Origin of the sequence: uncultured Alcanivorax sp. (assembly GCF_947258575.1) — a bacterium.
Lineage (GTDB): Bacteria > Pseudomonadota > Gammaproteobacteria > Pseudomonadales > Alcanivoracaceae > Alcanivorax.
In genome coordinates this window covers 82,944-101,907 of record NZ_CAMYIV010000008.1, presented here as the reverse complement: position 1 = coordinate 101,907, position 18,964 = coordinate 82,944, and the positions used below count along the sequence as shown (strand labels likewise).

Below are 18,964 nucleotides of genomic sequence, written 5' to 3'. Positions count from 1 at the left end.
TGCTTTGACCGGCTGGTCAATACCCTTTGTCGGTATTCGTCCTTGGCATGGGCGGGGCGGACGGCTAGCCTTGCCCGACAAATAATGATTGGGAGAGCTGTCGTGACCTTGCCGACACTGGAAAGTGATCTGATTCTGGTGACACACACCGAATCAGTGTTGGAAATTACCCTGAACCGCCCGGATAAATTGAACGCCCTTACCGGCGCCATGTACCGGGATATGATTGCCCTGCTCAACGCCGCCGAACAGAGCGAGGAGATTCGCGTGGTGCTGTTTGCCGCTGAAGGCAAATCCTTCAGCGCCGGCAACGATCTGGTGGACTTTCTCAATGCCAAGCCCGGTGAAGTGGGTGAGGCGGCGAATTTCATCAAGGCGATTTATGCCTTCCCGAAAGTGGTGGTAGCCGCTGTTCAGGGCAATGCGGTGGGCGTGGGCACCACCATGCTGCTGCACATGGACATGGTGGTCGCGTCCGACGATGCCAAGTTCATCACCCCCTTCGCCGATCTCGGCGCGGTGCCGGAAGCCGGTTCCGCCAAGCTGCTGCCTGACTGGCTGGGTTATCAGCGTGCCGCCCGCATGTTGCTGCTGGGTGAGCCCATGCTGGCACAGGAAGCCTTCGAGGCCGGCCTGATCGCCAAGGTGGTGGGGCGTGACGAACTGCAATCCACCGCCCGCGGTTGGGCCGACGCCCTGGCAAAGAAACCGCCGAAGGCCCTGCGCGAGAGCAAACGATTGATGCGCCAGGCGATCAGCAAGCCGCTGCAGGATGTGCTGGAGGAAGACCTGGCCCTGTTCGGCGAGATGCTGCAAGGCGATGAGGCCAAGGCGGTGTTGGCGGCCATGGTGAACAAGAGCAAGGGGTGAGGCAGCTGTGAGCTTCTAGCGGCTAGCTTCGAGTCGCGATGGCGCTCTTTGGGGGCTTAATGTCTGTGCCCGCGGCCAACCATGGGCGCGGGCACAGACTCGCGATTACTGACAAGCCAACCCGCGTCTAGTCGCTAGCAGCTAGACGCTTGTACCTAAAGAATTCCCGCATCCAGCCCTGCCGCCAGATACATCCCCAGCTCTTCTACCTGCTGCTCGAAGGCATCTTGCCATTCTCCGCGCAGCACCAGTGGGTCCTGTACCCAGTTCCAGCGCAACCCCGTAGCAATGCTTTCCACGGCTCGACGGGTGCCGGTGCCGTCCTGGCCGGCGCGGATGTAGAGAGCGCAGGGGAGTCCCTGTTTTTCTTCCAGCACCGGGTAATAGCTGCGGTCGAAAAAATCCTTCAGGGCTCCGCTCATGTAGCCCAGGTTTTCCGTGGTGCCGAGCAGAATGGCATCGCAGGCCATCACATCGTCGGGACCGGCGTCCAGCGGTGCCTTTACGATCACGGACACGTTCTCGATATCCTCATGCCCAGCGCCACGGGCGGCAGCCTCGCGCAGTTTCAGCGTATTCGGCGACGGGGCGTGGGCGACGATCAATAGTTTTTTCATGGTCTCGCAACTCTACGCGATCAACGACATCAGCATATCAGCTTGGTTGGGAGTATCTGTAGGTGTGTCGCTTGATGGATGGCTAGGCCCGGCCACGAAGCAGCTGTAGGAGCACAGAGAGAGGTGCTCCTACAAAGGGGGCCAGGGTTTGCGAATGCGAGAACTACGCCTCCACATAATTCAACGGCAATGCCGCCGTATCCACCACCCGCCGCATGACAAAGCTGGAATGCACCCCGCTGACCCCTTCGATGCGGGTGATCTTGTTGAGCAGGAAATGCTGGTAGCCATCAATATCCGGCACCACCACTTTCAACAGGTAGTCGGCTTCCTGGCCGGTGACCAGGTAGCACTGCTGCACTTCCGGATAACTGGCGACCTTTTCCTCAAAGTTGGCGAAACGCTCAGGGGTATGGCGGTCCATGCTGATCTGGATGATCACGGTCAGGTCCAGTCCCAGTTTGCGGGCGTCCAGCACGGTTTCCCGTTTGAGAATGATGCCGGCGGCTTCCAGCTTCTGTACCCGCCGGGAACAGGGGGAGGGCGACAGGCCCACGGTTTCCGCCAGCTGTTGGTTGGTAAGCCCGCCATTATGTTGCAGGGCTTCCAGGATGCGCAGGTCAGTGCGGTCCAGTTTTGCCAGTTCTTGCTTGCTCATGATGATTTCAGCCTTTATTCGCTTTTTTGGCGCAATATTATTGCCAATAAGGCGGTTTTTCGATGAAAAAAGCAAGCACATTGCCGGTTTGCTGCCGTAAAGTATCTCTCGTGGGGCGATGATGCGAACCGTCACAAGCGGGCCGCCACTCTTCGTTGCCATCCGTGCCTATCGGCGTGCTGATCGAGACCCGAGATCACAGACAGCGAGTTGTTGGCCCCATCCGGCTCACCCCCTGGATTCGGCCGGGAATTCTCCTTCGGGGGGCAGACGATGCCCCTTTTTGGTTTGAGGAAACGACATGAGCTTTGATCACCGTAAATACCAGCCTTTCCCCGTTATCGACAAACCCGACCGTCGCTGGCCCAGTCAGCGTATCGAAAAAGCCCCCCTGTGGGCGGCGGTGGACCTGCGTGATGGCAATCAGGCGCTGATCAAACCCATGTCCGTGGCTCAGAAACGTCGCTTCTTCCAGATGCTGGTGGAGCTGGGTTTCAAGGAAATCGAAGTGGGCTTCCCGTCTGCCAGCCAGATCGATTTCGATTTCTGCCGTGCCTTGATCGAAGAAGACCTGGTGCCGGATGACGTGCATATTCAGGTGCTCACCCAGGCTCGGGAAGAGTTGATCGCCCGTACCTTTGAATCCCTCAAGGGGGCGAAGAACGCCATCGTGCATATCTACAACGCCACCTCGCCTACCTTCCGCGAGCAGGTGTTCAGCGTGGACAAGGCTGGCTGCAAGGCGATTGCCGAACGCGCGGCCGGTTGGGTAAAAGCCTGTGCCGCGACGCAGCCGGAAACGAATTGGAGCTTTCAGTATTCCCCGGAAACCTTCAGTGCCACGGAAACCGATTTCGCCATCGAGGTGATTGATGCGGTGAACGCGGTGTGGCGCCCGGACCAGGGCCAGCGGGTGATCATCAACCTGCCGGCCACCGTGGAGGTGAGCACGCCCAATGTGTTTGCCGACCAGGTGGAGCTGGTGCATGACAATATTCAGTACCGCGAGCATGTGATTATCAGTGTGCATACCCACGATGACCGTGGTTGTGGCGTGGCGGCTGCAGAAATGGCGGTGATGGCGGGAGCGGATCGTGTGGAAGGCACCTTGCTGGGCAACGGCGAGCGTACCGGCAACATGGATCTGGTCACCGCTGGCATGAATCTGTACAGCCAGGGCATCGACCCGCAAATCGACTTCTCGCGCATGAAGGAGATCATTGCCCTGGTGGAGGAAATTACCGATATCCAGACCCACCCGCGCCACCCCTATGCCGGCGATCTGGTATTCAGCGCCTTCTCCGGTAGCCATCAGGATGCTATCCGCAAGTGCCTGGCCCGCTACCAGGAAGGCGATATCTGGCAAGTGGCCTACCTGCCCATCGATCCTGCCGATGTGGGGCGTCGCTACGAGGAAGTGGTGCGTATCAACTCCCAGTCCGGCAAGGGCGGGGTCGCCCACGTGCTGGAGCGGGATTTCGGTATCGACTTGCCGCGCTGGTTGCAGCAGGAGCTGGCCGGGGTGGTGCAGCGCGATGCGGAAGAGGATGGTGGCGAGATCACCAGCGAGCGTGTGCACCGTCGCTTCAACAGCGATTATCTCAATGTGCCGCTGGGCTGGATGTTGCGCTCCTACGACCTGAACCGCAGTAACGATCAGGTGCAGGCCCAGATCAGCATCGGCGATGCCAGCCAGCCGGTCACCCTGTTGTCCGGCCGCGGCGACGGCGCCATGTCGGCACTGGTGGATGCCCTCAACCGTCGTATCGGTGGCGAGGTGAAGGTTGTGTCCTTCGATGAGTATTCATTGGGTGACAACACCGAAGCCAACGCCATGGCCTGTGTGCGGGTTCAGGTGGGGGAAACGGTGCAGAGTGCGGTGGCCACTGCGGCTGATACGACGGCGGCTGCCTTGCAGGCGATTCTGTCGGCAGTGGGCAGGGTGCAGGAAGGCAGTGAACAGTTAATAGTGAATAGTTAACAGCGGCGCTAGGTCGCGTTGAGTGAGCTGAAAACGAAGAAGCCGCGCTCCTGGTAGGGGTGCGGCTTCTTGTTTTTGTAGGGGTACGGGGTTTGGCCGGCTTAGCGAAGAAAGGCGCTCAACACTCGGCCCAGTAACTGGCGGGCATCCTCAAAGCGCTGTTCGTCCGCCAGCATGCTGGCGCGGGGTTCCACCCAGGGGCCGTCTGCCAGGTCTTGCGGGCAGGCATCGCACAGGGCGGCGGCATTGTCGGCTTGCAGCTCCAGGTGAAACTGCAGGCCCAGCACATTATCGCCGTAACGAAATGCCTGATTGGGACAGCCTTTGCTTTCCAGCAGGTGTACGGCACCGTCAGGAATGGCAAAGGTGTCGCCGTGCCAGTGCAGCACCGGCGGGGCACTGGCAAACAGTTTGCCGATGCTGTCGGACTTGCCGGCGCTGGTGGGGTAGACCGCAAACCAGCCGATTTCCTTGTCCGGGTTGGCCGTTACCGGGGCGCCCAGCACCCGGGCAATCAGTTGCGCGCCCAGACAGATCCCCAGCACTTTCTTGCCGGCGGCGATACTGTCGCGTATCAGCGCCTTTTCCGGGGTCATCCAGACATGGTGACCATCATCATCCGCCCCCATGGGGCCACCCATGACCACCAGCACATCAAACTCGGCGGTGTCAGGGAGTGGGTCGCCCTGAAACAGCAGTGACTGGCTGATGGTGGCGTCGCGCTCCCGGAACCAGGCTTCCATGGCGCCCAGTTGTTCGAACGGCACATGGGACAGGTAATGGATGCGCATGGTCTTTCCCTCCAGGACTCAGCGGGCGGTTACAGCGCGATGGCCTGGAAACCGGCCAGCGGCTGATTATTGTCATCGAACAGGGTCAGTAACTCGCCGTCGATGCGCAAACCACTGGCCGCTTTCAGTGCCTGCAAAAAGGCCTGCTCTCTCGCCATGTCCGGGCAGGCCTTGCGGGTCGTCGCGATGGTGCCGAAAGACAGGGTGTCATCCTTGAGTTGGTAGCTGCCGTTGAGACCGTTGCACCCGGCATTGCCATGCACGTTGCCTTCACCGTCCAGGGTCAGATAGGGCTGTTGTTGGCTCGCATCAAGCGTCTTGTCACCGAGCGCACTGAGCTGCCAGCGGGTGTTGGTCAGCTCTGCGCCGGGCAGGCGGCAGTCGTCATAGCCGCTTTCCAGGGAAAAGCTTTCCACAATGACGCCACTCTGGGTGCTGCCTTCCTGTTCGCCGGGCACCTTGCGCAGCAGACCGCTGACGGTGGCGACGCGGGGCTGCAGCGGGTACTCGCGAGCGGCTTCATAGGCGTCGATCAGGTCGTCGCGCTGGGGGCCGGCCAGTTGCAGGCGGCGATCGCTGTTGCAAAGGATCAGGCTGGTGGTGCCGTACTGGTATACCAGGGCGCCGCGCAGGGTTTCGCTGGCCGTCATTACCGCACTGAGGGGCAGGGTGATATCGGCAAACTGGCCGCGGGTAAAGTCCAGCGGCGTGGGCTCGGACTGGAAGAACAGGCCGCCATCGGCAAGGATCTGGCTACGCACCTGATAGTCGCTATCCGCGTTCACGGCGCTGGCCGGGTAATAAAGCCGGAAGGGCTGGCTGAGTGCATCGCTGGTCAGGGGAATCAGACGGCGGATGACCGCCTCGTCGTTGCGGGTGAGCAGGGAGACGGTCAGCACCGCCTTGTCGGGCAGTTCGCTATCCTCGGGGAGCTCCACCTTGCCGCTGAGATGGCCAACGGCGCTGTTGGCCCGTTGATAGTCGCCGGTGAACAGGGGGCTGTCGGTTTGCTCTTGTTCCCCGGTAGAGGGGGTGGCGGGGCTGAGGCTGAGTGTGTCCTGCTGTTGTTCGCCACGGGCACTCTGGGTTTCTACCGCCAGCCGGCTGTTATCCAGGTAGCGGAAGGTGAAGGTGCCATCGGTGTTTTCCCAGCTCAGACCCTGGCGCTGGTTGTCGGCGGGTAGGTAGAAATCGCCGTTTTCTTCCAGTACCAGTGTCTGTTCGCCGTTTTGCCAGGCCCCTACCAGCGGGTTGCTGGTGTCGCTGGTGGCCGGTGACGAGATCGGCGGAGTACGGCTGTCATTGTCGCTGCAGCCCAGCAGGGCCAGGCCGGTCAGGCAAAGTACTACAAACTGCTTCATTGCGTGTTTCCTTGGCGGGGGTCGGGTTCAGACGGCTGTGACAGCGGCAGGTTCCCGGGATCGGGGATGCGCACCAGCGCCATTTGCTCCTGAATCCAGTTGGCACGTTGTTGTACGTAATCGGTCGGGCCCTTGAAATCATAGTAATTGGGGCGCGGCAGCATGGCCGCCAGTTGCGCCGCCTGGACGATGCTCAGTTCGGCGGCGCTGACCTGGAAATAGTGTCTGGCCGCCGCCTCTGCGCCGTAAATCTGGTGGCCCCACTGGGCCACATTCAGATACAGCTCCAGAATGCGGCGTTTGCTCAGGCCGATTTCCAGCATCAACGCAATCATGGCTTCCTGAACCTTGCGGGTATAACTGCGTGCGCCGGAAAGATACAGGTTCTTGGCCAGTTGCTGGGTGATGGTGGAGCCACCGGCCACCGGCTTGCCGGCTTCCAGGTTGCGGCGCAGGGCATAACGGATGCCCTGCCAGTCAAAACCGCTGTGATTGGTGAACTGGGCGTCCTCGGAAATCAGTACCGAGCGCTTCAGGTAATCGCTGATCTGATCGTAGTCCCGCCAGTGCTGCTGCACCTGTCCCTGCGCCTTGGCCCGCTGCATATAGGCGCTGCCTTCCGGATTGTGGTGCTGCAGGCGCAGCACCTGGCCCAGATACCAGAGCTGGGACAGGGCGAAGGCCACAAACAGCAGGGCGAGGCATTGTAGAGCACGGTATCGGAGCGTCATGGTCTGCACAGCCGGGTAGGCGATACTCCTTTTGCGGAAAGCGATGGGCAAGCCGCAGGCGAATGTTCGGGCAGGAGGCCCTCTGATAGTCACCCAATTGTCGGTGAAAGTTCCGGTTTTGTCAGGTGACGCTGGCAAGTAAGAGGCAGGCAGTTCAAAAAGTGAACAGGTGGTCAGGAATTACAATAATCAACAATGGACGTGAACCATGCAGGCTTTGCTAATTGGGGCAGCCGTGGGGGTAGTGGCCCTGGCGGTCATTTTTTTCCGCCGTGAACGGTCTGGGCGATTGGCCCTGGAGGAGCGGGAAAAGCGTTTCAGGCTGACCATGGAGTGTTCGGCGATAGCCATGGCGCTGATGGGCCCCGATGGGCGCTGGCTGGCGGTCAATCGTGCCCTGTGCCGTCTGAGCGGCTATCGGGAGGAAGAGCTACTGGCGAGTTCCTTCCAGCAGATGATTTACCCGGATGACCTGCAGGAGGATCTTCAGCAGCTGGGAGCGATACTGGCAGGCCGGGTGGAGAGCCTTCGCCTGGAAAAACGCTATGTCACCAAGGCCGGCGAGCTGGTCTGGGTGCGCCTGTCCATTGCTGCCGTGAGTGAAGACGGCAGCGTTCGCTATCTTATCGTGCAGTGCGAGGATATCCAGGCCGCCAAGGAGGCCGAACATGCCCTGGCGGAAAGCCGCCACCAACTGCAACTGGCCCTGTCTGCCGGTGGCGTGGGGATCTGGCAGTACAACACCGTCACCGGCCAGCTGGACTGGGATGAGCGTATTTATGAGATGTACGGGGTCAAGCCCGGGCAGCAGGGCGATGGTACCCTGAAAATCTGGTACGACCGCATTCACCCGGATGACCTGGCCCAGCTGCAGCCCCGACTGCAACAGGTGATGGATGCCCCCGGCGAGCTGGATGGGGAATTCCGCATCCTCACCCCGGATGGCGAAGAGCGCTATATCCGCGCCCGCGCCGAGACCACCCTGGTTGGCCCGGACAAGGTGCCACTGATGGTGGGAACCAACTGGGATGTGACTGCCGAACGGACCATGCAGCACTCACTGGCCCATGAGAAAGAAAGCCTGAGGGTGACGCTTAACTCCATTGCCGACGGGGTGATCGCCACGGATCAAGGCGGGCGGATTACCTTCATGAATCCGGTGGCAGAATCATTAACGGGCTGGCGGGAAAGGGATGCCGAGGGTGAGCCCGTGGATACGGTGCTGCAGCTCAGTGATGAAGAGGGTCGGCCAGCGCCCACCAATCCCATTGCGGTGGCCTTGCGCGGCGGAGACATGTGTTTTTTGCGCGAGGATTGTTTTCTGCTGAGCCGCGATGGCAGCCGCTATGAAATCCAGGATTCGGCCGCCCCGGTGAAGACCGCCGAGGGTGAAGTGAAAGGGGCGGTGATGGTGTTTCGTGATGTGAGCGCCCGTCGCGCCATGCAGAAGAAGCTGCGCTATCACGCTACCCATGATGCCCTGACCGGCCTGACCAACCGGCGCGAATTTGAAAACACCTTGCAGCAGACACTGGATGAAGGCATCGCCGAGCATAGCGTGTTGTGCTTTATCGACCTGGATCGTTTCAAGGTGGTCAACGATACCGCCGGCCATGTGGCCGGCGATGCCCTGTTGCGCGAATGCGCCCGTGTCATTGGCCGTCAGATTCGCGACGGGGATGTGGTAGCCCGGTTGGGCGGCGACGAATTTGGCCTGCTGCTGCGTAGCTGCCCGTCAGACAAGGCCGTGCAAATTGCCGAGCGACTGATCGCGGCCCTGGGAGACATCCGTTTTGCCTGGAAGGATTCCCTTTACGATATCGGTGCCAGCGTCGGTCTGGTGCAGCTGGATGGCAATCTGATCAGCGTGGAAGAGGCCATGAGTCGGGCAGACGTGGCCTGCTACGCCGCCAAACACCGGGGTCGTAACCGGGTTTCGGTGTACACCCCGGATGACAGCGAAGCCTCTCGCCGGCATCTGGAGCTGCAGATGGCCGCGGGTCTGCGCGAGTCCCTGGAGTCGAATCGCTTTCTGCTTTATGCCCAGGAAATCCGCCCCATCGGCGGGGAAACGGATGCCTCCCATTACGAAATCCTGTTGCGCCTGCGCGACCGCAACGGTGACATTCTCAACCCCGGTGCCTTTATCCCCGCGGCGGAACGCTACCAGATGATGCCGCACATCGATCGCTGGGTACTCACCCAGGTGCTGGTTACGCTCAGCGAGGAATTGGCCGCCCTGCCCAGCCTGCATCTGGCGATCAATCTGTCAGCCACTTCCCTGGATGATCCCACCTTTATTCCGTTTCTGGAGGAACTGCTTGATCGCACCACGGTGGCGCCAGAGCGGCTTACCTTCGAGATCACCGAAACCACCGTGGTCAATCAGCTGTCCAGTGCCAGCGAATTGCTGGCGCGGATTCGCCAGAAGGGCAGCAAGGTGGCGCTGGATGACTTTGGCAGTGGCTTCAGCTCGTTCAATTATCTCAAGCATTTCCAGGTGGACTTCATCAAGATCGATGGCAGTTTCGTGCGCAACCTGCTCTATTCCAGCGTGGACCGCACCATTGTCGAATCCATCAGCGAAGTGGCCCACCGACTGGGCGTGAAAACCGTGGCGGAATACGTGGAAGATATCGCCATGATTCCGATACTGGAGCAGGCTGGTGTGGACTTTGTGCAAGGCTATGCCATTGGTCGGCCCCAACCGTTGACCATGCTGTTCGAGCAACTGGCGGCACCCTCGGTACTCCAAGGGCGGCAACTGCGGCTGGTGAATCGGGACGCTTGAATCCGGCAGGACTTGTTGGCGCCTTGTGAACAAGGCGCCAACTGACATCTATTACTCCTTGCCCGGACAGGGTTCCTTCACCCGGCGGCCACTCCCCTGACGGCATTCTTGAGTTTTGAGATGTTGTGGGAGAGGTCGTGAAAGTCGGAATTATTCTGGGTGACCAGCTCAGCCTGTCTCTGCCCACGCTGCAGGCGCTGGACAAAAAACGCGACCGGCTGGTGATGGCGGAGGTGCCCGCCGAGGCGACCTATGTGGGCCACCACAAGCAGAAGATTGCCTTTATCTTCAGCGCCATGCGCCACTTTGCCGCAGACCTGCGCGAGTCAGGTTGGCAGCTGGATTACTTTGCCTATGGCGAGCATGACCATGGCAGCCTGCCTGAGGTGCTGGGCCCGCTCTGTGAGCAGGCCGAGGAGCTGGTGGTTACCCATTGCGGCGAATACCGTCTGCAGCAGCAGATCAATGAGCAGTGGCCGGAGCAATTGTCCTGTCCCGTCACCTGTCTGGAAGACAGTCGGTTCCTCTGTTCCCCGGCCTTCTTCCAGCGCTGGGCCAGCGGCAAGAAACAGCTGCGCATGGAATTCTTCTACCGGGAAATGCGTCGCCACACCGGCCTGCTCATGGAAGGGGATGCACCGGTGGGCGGTCAGTGGAATTTTGATGCCAGCAACCGCAAGGCCTACAAGGGTGACGTGCCCTTGCCCGTGGACCTTTCTTTCCCTCGCGATGCCATCGACGAGCAGGTGCTGGCGCTGGTGGAGCAGCACTTCCCCGATCACATCGGCAACCTGACAGATTTTCGCTGGGGCACCACCGCCGCCCAGGCACAGCAGGCACTGGCACATTTTATCGAACAGCGGCTCCCGCACTTCGGTGATTTCCAGGATGCCATGGTCACCGGGGAAGACACCCTGTTCCACAGCCTGCTGTCGCCCTATCTGAATATTGGTTTGCTGGATCCGCTGGTGGTCTGTCAGGCCGCCGAGCAGGCTTACTGGGATGGTCAGGCGCCGCTCAATGCGGTGGAGGGCTTCATTCGCCAGATCCTGGGCTGGCGGGAATATGTGCGGGGCATCTATTGGCTGCTGATGCCGGATTACGCCGGCGAAAACCGGCTTAACAATCAGCGTCCGCTGCCCGGTTATTACTGGAGCGGCCACACCCGCATGCACTGCATGTCCGAGGCATTGCGCAATACCCTGGACCACGCCTATGCCCATCACATCCAGCGTTTGATGGTCACCGGCAATTTTGCCCTGCTGCTGGGCGTGCTGCCGGAAGCCATTTGCCAGTGGTACCTGGAAGTGTATGCAGATGCCTTCGACTGGGTGGAGCTGCCCAACACCCTGGGCATGGTGATGCATGCCGATGGCGGCTACCTGGGCAGCAAGCCCTATGCGGCGTCCGGCAGTTATATCAATCGCATGTCGGACTACTGCAAGCACTGCCAGTACAACGTCAAAACCGCCAGTGACGATGACAGCTGTCCGTTCAACAGCCTCTACTGGCATTTCATTCATCGGCATCGCGGCCAGTTCCAGAACAACCACCGCATGCGCATGATCTATCGCAACCTGGATCGCATGGACCCGGCCAAGGTCAACGCCATGCTGACTCGGGCGGAACAATTGCTGGCGGACCCGGAGGCCCTGTGAGCAGCGGCTGGAAAGGCAACAAGGCGGCGCTGCCGCAGAAGACCTGCCCGGTGTGTCAGCGGCCCTTCAGCTGGCGCCGCAAATGGGCGCGGAACTGGGAGCAGGTGGTGTACTGCAGTGAACGCTGTCGCCGCCAGGGGAGACCGCAATGATTACCGTGGTCTGGTTCCGGCAAGACCTGCGCGTGGCGGACCAGCCGCTGCTGCAGCGGGCGGCCAGTCTGTCGCAGCCGGTGCTGGGGCTGTATCTGTTGCCCGACCACTGGCTGCAAGCGGATGTGGATGGCATGGACCGGCTGGGCCCGGCCAAGTCAGCTTTTTTACTGGAAAGTCTCAGCGACTTGCAGGCGCAGTTGGCACAACGTGGTCTGACCCTGCAGTGCCTGCGGGCGGAGCCGGTAACGCTGCTGAGCCACTGGCACGCCCGGCAGCCGTTGCAGGTGATAACAGCGGCGGCCCAGGCTCCGGAAGAGGCCGCCATGATCGCCGCGTTGCGACAGGCCGGTATCCGGGTTATCGAAGAAGAGACCCAGACCCTGCTTGCCGCTGACGCCTTGCCCTGGGAGGGATCTTTCCCGGCCACTTTCAGCCGTTTTCGGCGCAAGGTGGATAGTCGCGATGGCGTGCCGGTGTCCCAGCCGGACGGTCCGCCGCCGTCCCTTACCGCCGCCCAGTCATTGCCCACGCCTCCCTTCGCCGAGCTTGCCCGTGAGCTTTTGGCGAAACGCAGCCAGCACTGGCAGCGCAATTCCCAGGACTACTTTTCTCTGCACGGTGGAGAGCAGGCGGGCCTGCAATGGCTGGAGCATTACCTGTTTGAGACCCGCAGCGCGGACCACTACAAGCAGACCCGGAACCGGCTGATCGGGGAGCATTATTCCAGCCGTTTGAGCGCCTTCCTGGCCTGGGGGAATCTCTCTGTAAGGCGGGTCTGGCAGCGCATTCTCGACTACGAAGCCGGTCATGGCGCCAACCCGGGCAGTGAATGGCTGCGGGTGGAATTGCTGTGGAGGGAGTTTTACCACTGGTCGCTGCGAGAACACGGTGCCCGGGTGTTTCACTATGCCGGGCTCAATGACCAGGCGCCGCGGCGACCGGAACCGGCAACGTCACTGGCCCGTGAATACTGGCAGCGTTGGTGTCAGGCCAACACCGGTCTGCCCTTTATCGACGCCAACCTGCGCGAGCTGATGGCCACCGGCTATGCCTCCAACCGGGGGCGGCAGAACCTGGCCAGCTTCTGGGTGCACGACATGGGGCTGGACTGGCGCCGGGGTGCCCGCTGGTTTCAGCACCACCTGGTGGATGATGATGTGGCCTCCAACTGGGGCAACTGGGCCTACATCGCCGGCGTGGGGCACGATGCCCGCGGCGGCCGTCGCTTCAGCCCTACTCGCCAGTGCCAGCAGTACGATCCCGAGGGCGAGCACCTGCACTATTGGTTGCCCGCCTTGCGCGCACTGTCTGCCCGCCAGTGTCTGTCGCTGCATTTCACCTTCGGGCAGGATGATCCGCTGCCGGATTACCCGGCGGCCATGCTGCCGCTTCCTGCTGCGGATCTGAAACTGGCATGACGCTGCAAGTGGTCTGGTTCAAGCGTGACCTGCGGGCACATGATCACGGCCCGCTGGCCCGCGCCTGCCGGGAGGGCCCGGTGCTGCCCCTGTATATCCTGGAGCCTGGTTACTGGCAGCAGCCGGACACCAGCCTGCGCCAGTGGCGTTTCGTGGCGGAAAGCCTGCGGGATTTACGCGGCCAACTGGCCCGGCTGGGGTTGCCGCTGTGGGTGGTGGAAGGGGAGGCCGTGACCGTGCTGGCGAACCTGCAACAGCGCTTTGGTGCCATGGTGCTGCACAGTCATGAGGAATACGGCGGCGCCTGGACCTATGCCCGCGACCGGGCCGTGAAGCAGTGGTGCGGGGAGCGTCGGGTGCCCTGGCATGAGGAAGCCCCCTTCGGCGTCCAGCGTCCCTGCCTGGACCGGGATCACTGGGGGACACACTGGCAGGATTTTATGACCCGGCCCCTGGCCACGCTGCCGTCCACTATTCAGGCGGCGGCCCCCGCCGATCCCTGGCCGGACCTGCGCACCGCCCGTGGTGCCGACCGGTCCGACTGCCCGGGGCGTCAGCATGGTGGTACCGATACGGCGGAGCCGGTCTGGCAGAGTTTTCTGGAGCGGCGGGCACGAGGCTATCGCGGTGGCATCAGTGCGCCGCAGAAAGCCGAACACTGCGGGGCGCGCATTAGTCCCTATCTGGCCTGGGGCTGTCTGAGCCTGCGCCGGGTGGTGCAGGAGACTTGGGAGGCGTTAGAGCAAGAGGATGACCCGGCCCTGCGGGCCGGCTTGTCCGCCTTCGAATCGCGACTCTGGTGGCACTGCCACTTTATCCAGAAACTGGAAGACCAGGTCTCTATGGAGACCTGCAGTGTGCACCCGTTGTTGCGCAACCTGCGCGACGGGCCTGATAACCCGCAGTGGTTGTCGGCCTGGCAAAGCGGTCACACCGGCTGGCCGCTGGTGGACGCGGCCATGCGTTATCTGCATCACCATGGCTGGATCAACTTCCGCATGCGCGCCATGTTGGTGTCCATGGCCTGTTACCCGCTCTGGCTGCATTGGCGCGAACCGGCGCTGCATCTGGCGCGCCTGTTTGTGGATTACGAGCCGGGCATTCATTTCCCCCAGGTGCAGATGCAGGCCGGTGTCACCGGTATCAATGCCCTGCGCATGTACAACCCCACCTTGCAGGCCCGCAAGCTGGACCCGGATGGCAGCTTTATCCGCCGCTGGGTGCCCGAGCTTAAGCGGGTATCAGCCACCTGGATCCACCAGCCCTGGCAGATGGGCCCGCGCCAGCAACGGGATGCCGGGGTGGTGATAGGGCAGGATTATCCGGCGCCGCTGGTGTGTTTCGACACAGCGGTGCGCGAGGCCCGTCAGCGCCTGGCCCAGGCACGCCAGCAAGCCGGCTTCCGGGATGAAAGCCTGGCCGTTAATCAGCGCCACGGTAGCCGTCGGCGTCGCTCCCGCCGTAGTCGCAAGCCGGACGATTCCCAGTTGTCGCTGTTCTGAACCGCGGTTGCAGTCCGTTAGAAATTTTCTATCGCCATGATAAGAAGTTTCAAATTTAACTATTAGTGTGGATTCCCCATTCTATCCCTCGCCGAAACGAATCAACGACCAATCGAGGGAGTCTTAACCACATGGCACTGATCAACAGCGAGATCCAACCGTTTAACGCCACCGCCTTCAAACAGGGCGAATTCGTCGACATCTCCGAAGCCGACGTGAAAGGCAAGTGGGCCATTTTCTTCTTCTATCCGGCCGACTTTACTTTCGTCTGCCCCACCGAGCTGGGCGACGTGGCTGACAAGTATGAAGAGCTGCAGAAGCTGGGCGTGGAAGTGTTTTCCGTATCCACCGATACCCACTTCACTCACAAGGCCTGGCACGACACCTCCGACACCATCGGCAAGATCAACTACTACATGGTTGGCGACCAGACCGGCACCATCACCAACAATTTTGGTGTGATGCGTGAAGGTCAGGGCCTTGCAGATCGCGCTACCTTCCTGATTGATCCGGATGGCGTTATCCAGGCCATGGAAATCACCGCCGAAGGCATCGGCCGTGACGCCGACGACCTGATGCGCAAGGTCAAAGCGGCCCAGTACGTCCGCAACAATCCTGGCGAAGTGTGCCCGGCCAAGTGGAAAGAAGGCGAACAAACCCTGGCGCCTTCCCTGGACCTGGTCGGCAAGATCTAAACCGGCCTATCCCGCTCCCCGTTAGCACCTTCCTTCAATGGAAGGGCCCCTCTCCCGCTTGCGGGAGAGGGACAGGGAGAGGGTATGTTTTTTTTAGTCACTGATTACTGAACTCACGTTAAGGGAAGACTCATGCTCACGAATGACATCCTGCAGGCCCTGAAAGGCTATGCAGCCAACATGCAGAAAAAGATCACCTTCGTGCTGCAGACCGGTGCGCACGAAAAGCGCGATGAACTGGTGACGTTTCTCTCCGATATCGCCGGTGTCAGTGACAATCTGGCCTTCGAGGAACGGGACCTGGGTGATGCTCTGCGCAGCCCCATTTCCTTCCTGCTGGAGGCGGACGGCGAGGATACCGGTATCCGTTTTTCCGGTATCCCGGCCGGCCACGAATTCAATTCCCTGGTGCTGGCGTTTCTGCATGCATCAGGGACCGACATCAAGCTGGATGACAGCCTGCAGCGCATGGTTGCCAACGTGAAAGACGACCTGCACTTCGAGGTATTCATCAGCCTGAGCTGTCACAACTGCCCGGACGTGGTGCAGGCGCTCAACCAGTTCGCCCTGCTCAATCCGCGCATCAAGAGTGAAATGATCGACGGCGGTCTGTTCCAGGACACAGTCAACGAGCGCGACATTCAGGGCGTGCCCAGCGTGTACCTGAACGGTGAGCTGTTCGCCAACGGCAAGGTCACCGCCGCCGAGCTGATCGACAAGTTGCTGGCTTTCGACCCGGCCATCGCCCAGGCAGGCGGCGGAGAAAAACTGCCGTTGCAGGACGTGACCGTGATCGGTGGTGGCCCCGCCGGCGTGGCGTCGGCCATCTACAGCGCCCGCAAGGGCCTGAAGGTCACCCTGATTGCCGATCGTATCGGTGGCCAGGTGAAAGACACCATGGATATCGAGAACCTGATTTCGGTGAAGAAAACCACCGGGCCGGAATTGTCCGGCGCTCTGCACGCCCACATGAATGACTACGATGTGACCGTGAAGGAGCACCTGAAAGTGGCCGAGGTACGCAACGGCGAGATCAAGACCGTGGTGCTGTCCTCCGGTGAGGAAATCGATACCAAGACCCTGATCGTGGCCACCGGTGCCAAATGGCGAGAGTTGGGTGTGCCCGGCGAGAAAGAGAACATCGGTAACGGTGTGGCCTACTGTCCGCACTGCGATGGTCCCTTCTTCAAGGGCAAGGACGTGGCGGTGATCGGTGGCGGTAACTCCGGCATCGAAGCGGCACTGGACCTGGCCGGCATCGTCAAATCCGTCACCGTGTTCGAATTCATGCCCGAGCTGAAGGCGGATAAGGTGCTGGTGGACAAGGCAGAACAGAAGGCCAACGTCACCATTCACCGCAACGCGGCCACCCGTGAGATCAAGGCCAGCAATGGCAAGGTGAGCGCCATCGAGTATCAGGACCGTGCCACCGAAGCCGTACACGAGCTGCCGCTGGAAGGGGTGTTCGTGCAGATCGGTCTGGTGCCTAACAGCGACTTTATGGACGGCGTGGTGGAGCGCTCCCGCTTCGGCGAGATCGTCATCAACGAGAAGTGCCAGACGTCACAAGAAGGTATCTATGCCTGTGGCGATGTCACCACTGTGCCCTACAAGCAGATCGTCATTGCCATGGGTGAAGGGTCCAAGGCATCGCTGGCTGCCTTCGAATACCTGATGACTCAGGGTGACCGTCTGGAAGACCTGTATGAGGGTGAGCAGAATCATGATGAGCAACAGGATGCTGCCGTGGCCTGATCCTGCTGACGCTTACCGGTAGAACGAAAAAACCACCGCACGCGGTGGTTTTTTCGTTTAAGGGCAAGGCGTGTTTAGCGCGGGTTCGCCAACAGCGTATAAGCGCCGGAGCCGCTTTGCGCCGTGACGCGCCAGCGGTAGGTACCGCTGCCCACCGAGCCGTTCAGGGTCGCCACGCCGTTCTGCGGCTGGGCGCTGCCCACCTGGGACCAGCTACAGCCGAAAAAGAGGAAGCAGCTACGTTGCTCCAGGGCCAGTGAGAAGGCGCCACCGGCAGGGCTGTACAGGTAGGCCTCCACATTACCACCACCGTAGCTGAAGCCACCGGAAGGCAAGGTTACGGAGCTGCCATTCCCCAGATTGCCTTCATAGCGTGTGCAGCTTGGGCAAGGGTTGCTGGTGTCTTCGCTGGTGACGCTCTTGTCGATGCTGGCGGTTTGGTTGGCAGTGTCGGTGACGGTCAAGGTCACGGTAAAGCTGCCGGCGCTGCCGTAGTCATGGCTGATCTGTTCGCCGCTGGCCACATTGCCGTCGCCCAGGGTCCAGTCCCATGCAGCCACGCCAATATCATCGCTGCTGCCGCTGGCATCGAACTGGCAGACGGTGCCGCTGCACTGGGCCGTAAAGGCGGCCGTGGGCAAACGATCTATCACTGTGCCGCCATCGTCTTCACCTACCTGCAACAGGCGGTTGGGTGACTGGCTGCCGGCATTGCTGATCATGCCGGTGGCGCTGCCATCGACCAGTGCCGCGAACACCTGCTCAGGGCTGGCGCTGGGATTCGTTCCCAGATACACGGCCGCTGCACCGGCAGCATGAGGGGCTGCCATGGAGGTGCCGTTCAGGCGTGCGGTCTGGGTGTCGGATTGAAACCAGGCAGAGGTAATGTCGCTACCCGGGGCGAACAGGTCCACACAGGCGCCGAAATTGGAGAACGAAGAGCGCTGGTCTGTTCGGGTGGTTGCCCCGACAGTCAGGGCTTCTGCGACCCGGTTGGGGGAGCCGTTACAGGCATTGGAATTGTCGTTGCCGGCGGCCACCACCATGCTCACCCCTGCGGATACCGCATTGCGCACGGCGGTATCCAGGGCGCTGGAGCTGCCGCCCCCCAGAGACATATTCGCCACGGCGGGTTTGCGGTGATTGCCGGCTACCCAGTCCACCCCGGCAATGACGCCGGAATTGCTGCCGCTACCGTTACAGTCGAGGACTCTGACGGGGGCAATCTGTGCCTGCTTGGCCACCCCGTAAATGGTGCCAGTGGCCGTGCCGGCCACATGGGTGCCGTGGCCATTACAGTCGTTGGTATTGGCCGGGTCGACGCTGCCGCCGCCAAACAGGAAACCGCCGCCACTGCTGACGAAGTTACGGCCAGGACTGACCCGCCCGCTGAATTCGTTATGGCTGGCGCGCAGACCGGTGTCGATCACATAGACGGTGACATCGTTACCGGCGCTGTTGGGGTACTGGTAGCTGCCATCCAGTGGCAGTGCCGGCTGATCCACCCGGTCCAGGCCCCAGGTGGCGTTTGCCTGGGTAGCGATGGCCTGCACCCGACGGTCCTGTTCCAGACCGATCACACCGGGCAGCTGGCCTAGCAGAGTGGCCTGCAGATCCGTTAGCCGCACTGTCATGCCGGTGAGCGCATGCTGGTAGGTATAAAGCACGTCGCCGCCACCCACCGTTGCCAGCAGGGTGCGAATCGCCGTGGTCAGATCCGTAACACCAAGGCGCTGAATAATGTCCGGGGCCAGTGTCACGATGTACTGATTGTCGATGACCTCATTCTGCGTTTGCGTCGCAAAAGACGGTGAATCATCCGCCCACACCGGGCTGAGCACACTGCCACCCAGTAGCGCCGCCAGCAGGGCGGCAATACCTGTTTTTCTCTGCATGAAGATCCCTCCAAAAGTCGTGCTCTGACCCTAATTAGTACGGGTGTATCTCTCTATGCAATGGCTGTGTTTTTTTGTTGCGCTGA

The 18,964-nt window shown here is 61.1% G+C and carries 15 protein-coding genes; 9 read left to right on the top strand and 6 right to left on the bottom strand.

Features of this window, described 5'->3' with window-relative positions; all coding sequences use genetic code 11:
* The first annotated feature begins 102 nt into the window (after positions 1 to 102).
* A complete protein-coding gene (locus Q0Y02_RS08745; RefSeq protein ID WP_297766990.1) occupies positions 103 to 870 on the top strand; it encodes an enoyl-CoA hydratase-related protein in 768 nt (255 codons plus the stop codon).
* Positions 871 to 1,025: 155 nt separating this feature from the next.
* Here the strand turns inward: Q0Y02_RS08745 and Q0Y02_RS08740 are convergent, their stop codons facing one another.
* Positions 1,026 to 1,487 carry a flavodoxin family protein gene (locus tag Q0Y02_RS08740; protein ID WP_297766988.1) on the bottom strand — a complete coding sequence of 154 codons (462 nt, stop codon included), beginning with the start codon at positions 1,485 to 1,487 and terminating at the stop codon, positions 1,026 to 1,028.
* Positions 1,488 to 1,650: 163 nt separating this feature from the next.
* Positions 1,651 to 2,145 (bottom strand): Lrp/AsnC family transcriptional regulator, encoded by a 495-nt coding sequence (locus Q0Y02_RS08735; protein ID WP_297766986.1) that lies wholly within the window; start codon positions 2,143 to 2,145, stop codon positions 1,651 to 1,653.
* 301 nt (positions 2,146 to 2,446) lie between these two features.
* Between Q0Y02_RS08735 and Q0Y02_RS08730 the strand changes: the two genes are divergently transcribed.
* On the top strand, positions 2,447 to 4,126 hold the full coding sequence (locus Q0Y02_RS08730; protein ID WP_297766984.1) for a 2-isopropylmalate synthase: 1,680 nt from the start codon (positions 2,447 to 2,449) through the stop codon (positions 4,124 to 4,126).
* 101 nt (positions 4,127 to 4,227) lie between these two features.
* Here Q0Y02_RS08730 and Q0Y02_RS08725 read toward each other — a convergent pair whose 3' ends face one another.
* The 3 genes from Q0Y02_RS08725 to mtgA are packed head-to-tail and all read right to left on the bottom strand — an operon-like array spanning position 4,228 to position 7,009.
* On the bottom strand, positions 4,228 to 4,917 hold the full coding sequence (locus Q0Y02_RS08725) for a type 1 glutamine amidotransferase (RefSeq protein ID WP_297766982.1): 690 nt from the start codon (positions 4,915 to 4,917) through the stop codon (positions 4,228 to 4,230).
* A gap of 29 nt (positions 4,918 to 4,946) precedes the next feature.
* Positions 4,947 to 6,278, bottom strand: a complete 1,332-nt coding sequence (locus Q0Y02_RS08720) for an META domain-containing protein (RefSeq protein ID WP_297766981.1) — start codon at positions 6,276 to 6,278, stop codon at positions 4,947 to 4,949.
* The gene (mtgA, locus tag Q0Y02_RS08715; RefSeq protein WP_297766979.1) at positions 6,275 to 7,009 is read right to left on the bottom strand and encodes a monofunctional biosynthetic peptidoglycan transglycosylase; all 735 of its coding nucleotides are present in this window, start codon (positions 7,007 to 7,009) and stop codon (positions 6,275 to 6,277) included. The genes Q0Y02_RS08720 and mtgA overlap by 4 nt, the downstream gene beginning before the upstream one ends.
* A gap of 208 nt (positions 7,010 to 7,217) precedes the next feature.
* On the opposite strand from mtgA, the gene Q0Y02_RS08710 reads away from it, so the two are divergent.
* From Q0Y02_RS08710 to ahpF, 7 genes are all read left to right on the top strand, one after another.
* Positions 7,218 to 9,800, top strand: coding sequence for an EAL domain-containing protein (locus Q0Y02_RS08710; protein ID WP_297766977.1), 2,583 nt, complete (start codon positions 7,218 to 7,220; stop codon positions 9,798 to 9,800).
* 137 nt (positions 9,801 to 9,937) lie between these two features.
* Positions 9,938 to 11,458 (top strand): cryptochrome/photolyase family protein, encoded by a 1,521-nt coding sequence (locus Q0Y02_RS08705; RefSeq protein WP_297766976.1) that lies wholly within the window; start codon positions 9,938 to 9,940, stop codon positions 11,456 to 11,458.
* Entirely contained in the window at positions 11,455 to 11,610 is a 156-nt protein-coding gene (locus Q0Y02_RS08700; protein WP_297766975.1) for a DUF2256 domain-containing protein, read from the top strand. The genes Q0Y02_RS08705 and Q0Y02_RS08700 overlap by 4 nt, the downstream gene beginning before the upstream one ends.
* Positions 11,607 to 13,031 carry a DASH family cryptochrome gene (locus Q0Y02_RS08695; RefSeq protein ID WP_297766974.1) on the top strand — a complete coding sequence of 475 codons (1,425 nt, stop codon included), beginning with the start codon at positions 11,607 to 11,609 and terminating at the stop codon, positions 13,029 to 13,031. Before Q0Y02_RS08700 ends, Q0Y02_RS08695 begins: the two co-directional genes overlap by 4 nt.
* Positions 13,028 to 14,533 carry a deoxyribodipyrimidine photo-lyase gene (locus tag Q0Y02_RS08690; protein ID WP_297766972.1) on the top strand — a complete coding sequence of 502 codons (1,506 nt, stop codon included), beginning with the start codon at positions 13,028 to 13,030 and terminating at the stop codon, positions 14,531 to 14,533. Before Q0Y02_RS08695 ends, Q0Y02_RS08690 begins: the two co-directional genes overlap by 4 nt.
* 131 nt (positions 14,534 to 14,664) lie before the next feature.
* Positions 14,665 to 15,228, top strand: coding sequence for an alkyl hydroperoxide reductase subunit C (gene ahpC / locus Q0Y02_RS08685; RefSeq protein WP_035248357.1), 564 nt, complete (start codon positions 14,665 to 14,667; stop codon positions 15,226 to 15,228).
* Between the two features lie 132 nt (positions 15,229 to 15,360).
* Entirely contained in the window at positions 15,361 to 16,983 is a 1,623-nt protein-coding gene (gene ahpF / locus Q0Y02_RS08680) for an alkyl hydroperoxide reductase subunit F (protein WP_297766970.1), read from the top strand.
* A 74-nt stretch (positions 16,984 to 17,057) separates the two neighbouring features.
* Here the strand turns inward: ahpF and Q0Y02_RS08675 are convergent, their stop codons facing one another.
* Positions 17,058 to 18,878, bottom strand: coding sequence for a S8 family serine peptidase (locus Q0Y02_RS08675; protein ID WP_297766969.1), 1,821 nt, complete (start codon positions 18,876 to 18,878; stop codon positions 17,058 to 17,060).
* Positions 18,879 to 18,964 lie beyond the last annotated feature (86 nt).

Coding starts and splice junctions, on each gene's coding strand:
- Q0Y02_RS08740 (WP_297766988.1), bottom strand. CDS start 1,487: ATGAAAAAACTATTGATCGTCGCCCACGCCCCGTCGCCGAATACGCTG.
- Q0Y02_RS08735 (WP_297766986.1), bottom strand. CDS start 2,145: ATGAGCAAGCAAGAACTGGCAAAACTGGACCGCACTGACCTGCGCATC.
- Q0Y02_RS08730 (WP_297766984.1), top strand. CDS start 2,447: ATGAGCTTTGATCACCGTAAATACCAGCCTTTCCCCGTTATCGACAAA.
- Q0Y02_RS08725 (WP_297766982.1), bottom strand. CDS start 4,917: ATGCGCATCCATTACCTGTCCCATGTGCCGTTCGAACAACTGGGCGCC.
- Q0Y02_RS08720 (WP_297766981.1), bottom strand. CDS start 6,278: ATGAAGCAGTTTGTAGTACTTTGCCTGACCGGCCTGGCCCTGCTGGGC.
- mtgA (WP_297766979.1), bottom strand. CDS start 7,009: ATGACGCTCCGATACCGTGCTCTACAATGCCTCGCCCTGCTGTTTGTG.
- Q0Y02_RS08710 (WP_297766977.1), top strand. CDS start 7,218: ATGCAGGCTTTGCTAATTGGGGCAGCCGTGGGGGTAGTGGCCCTGGCG.
- Q0Y02_RS08695 (WP_297766974.1), top strand. CDS start 11,607: ATGATTACCGTGGTCTGGTTCCGGCAAGACCTGCGCGTGGCGGACCAG.
- Q0Y02_RS08690 (WP_297766972.1), top strand. CDS start 13,028: ATGACGCTGCAAGTGGTCTGGTTCAAGCGTGACCTGCGGGCACATGAT.
- ahpC (WP_035248357.1), top strand. CDS start 14,665: ATGGCACTGATCAACAGCGAGATCCAACCGTTTAACGCCACCGCCTTC.
- ahpF (WP_297766970.1), top strand. CDS start 15,361: ATGCTCACGAATGACATCCTGCAGGCCCTGAAAGGCTATGCAGCCAAC.
- Q0Y02_RS08675 (WP_297766969.1), bottom strand. CDS start 18,878: ATGCAGAGAAAAACAGGTATTGCCGCCCTGCTGGCGGCGCTACTGGGT.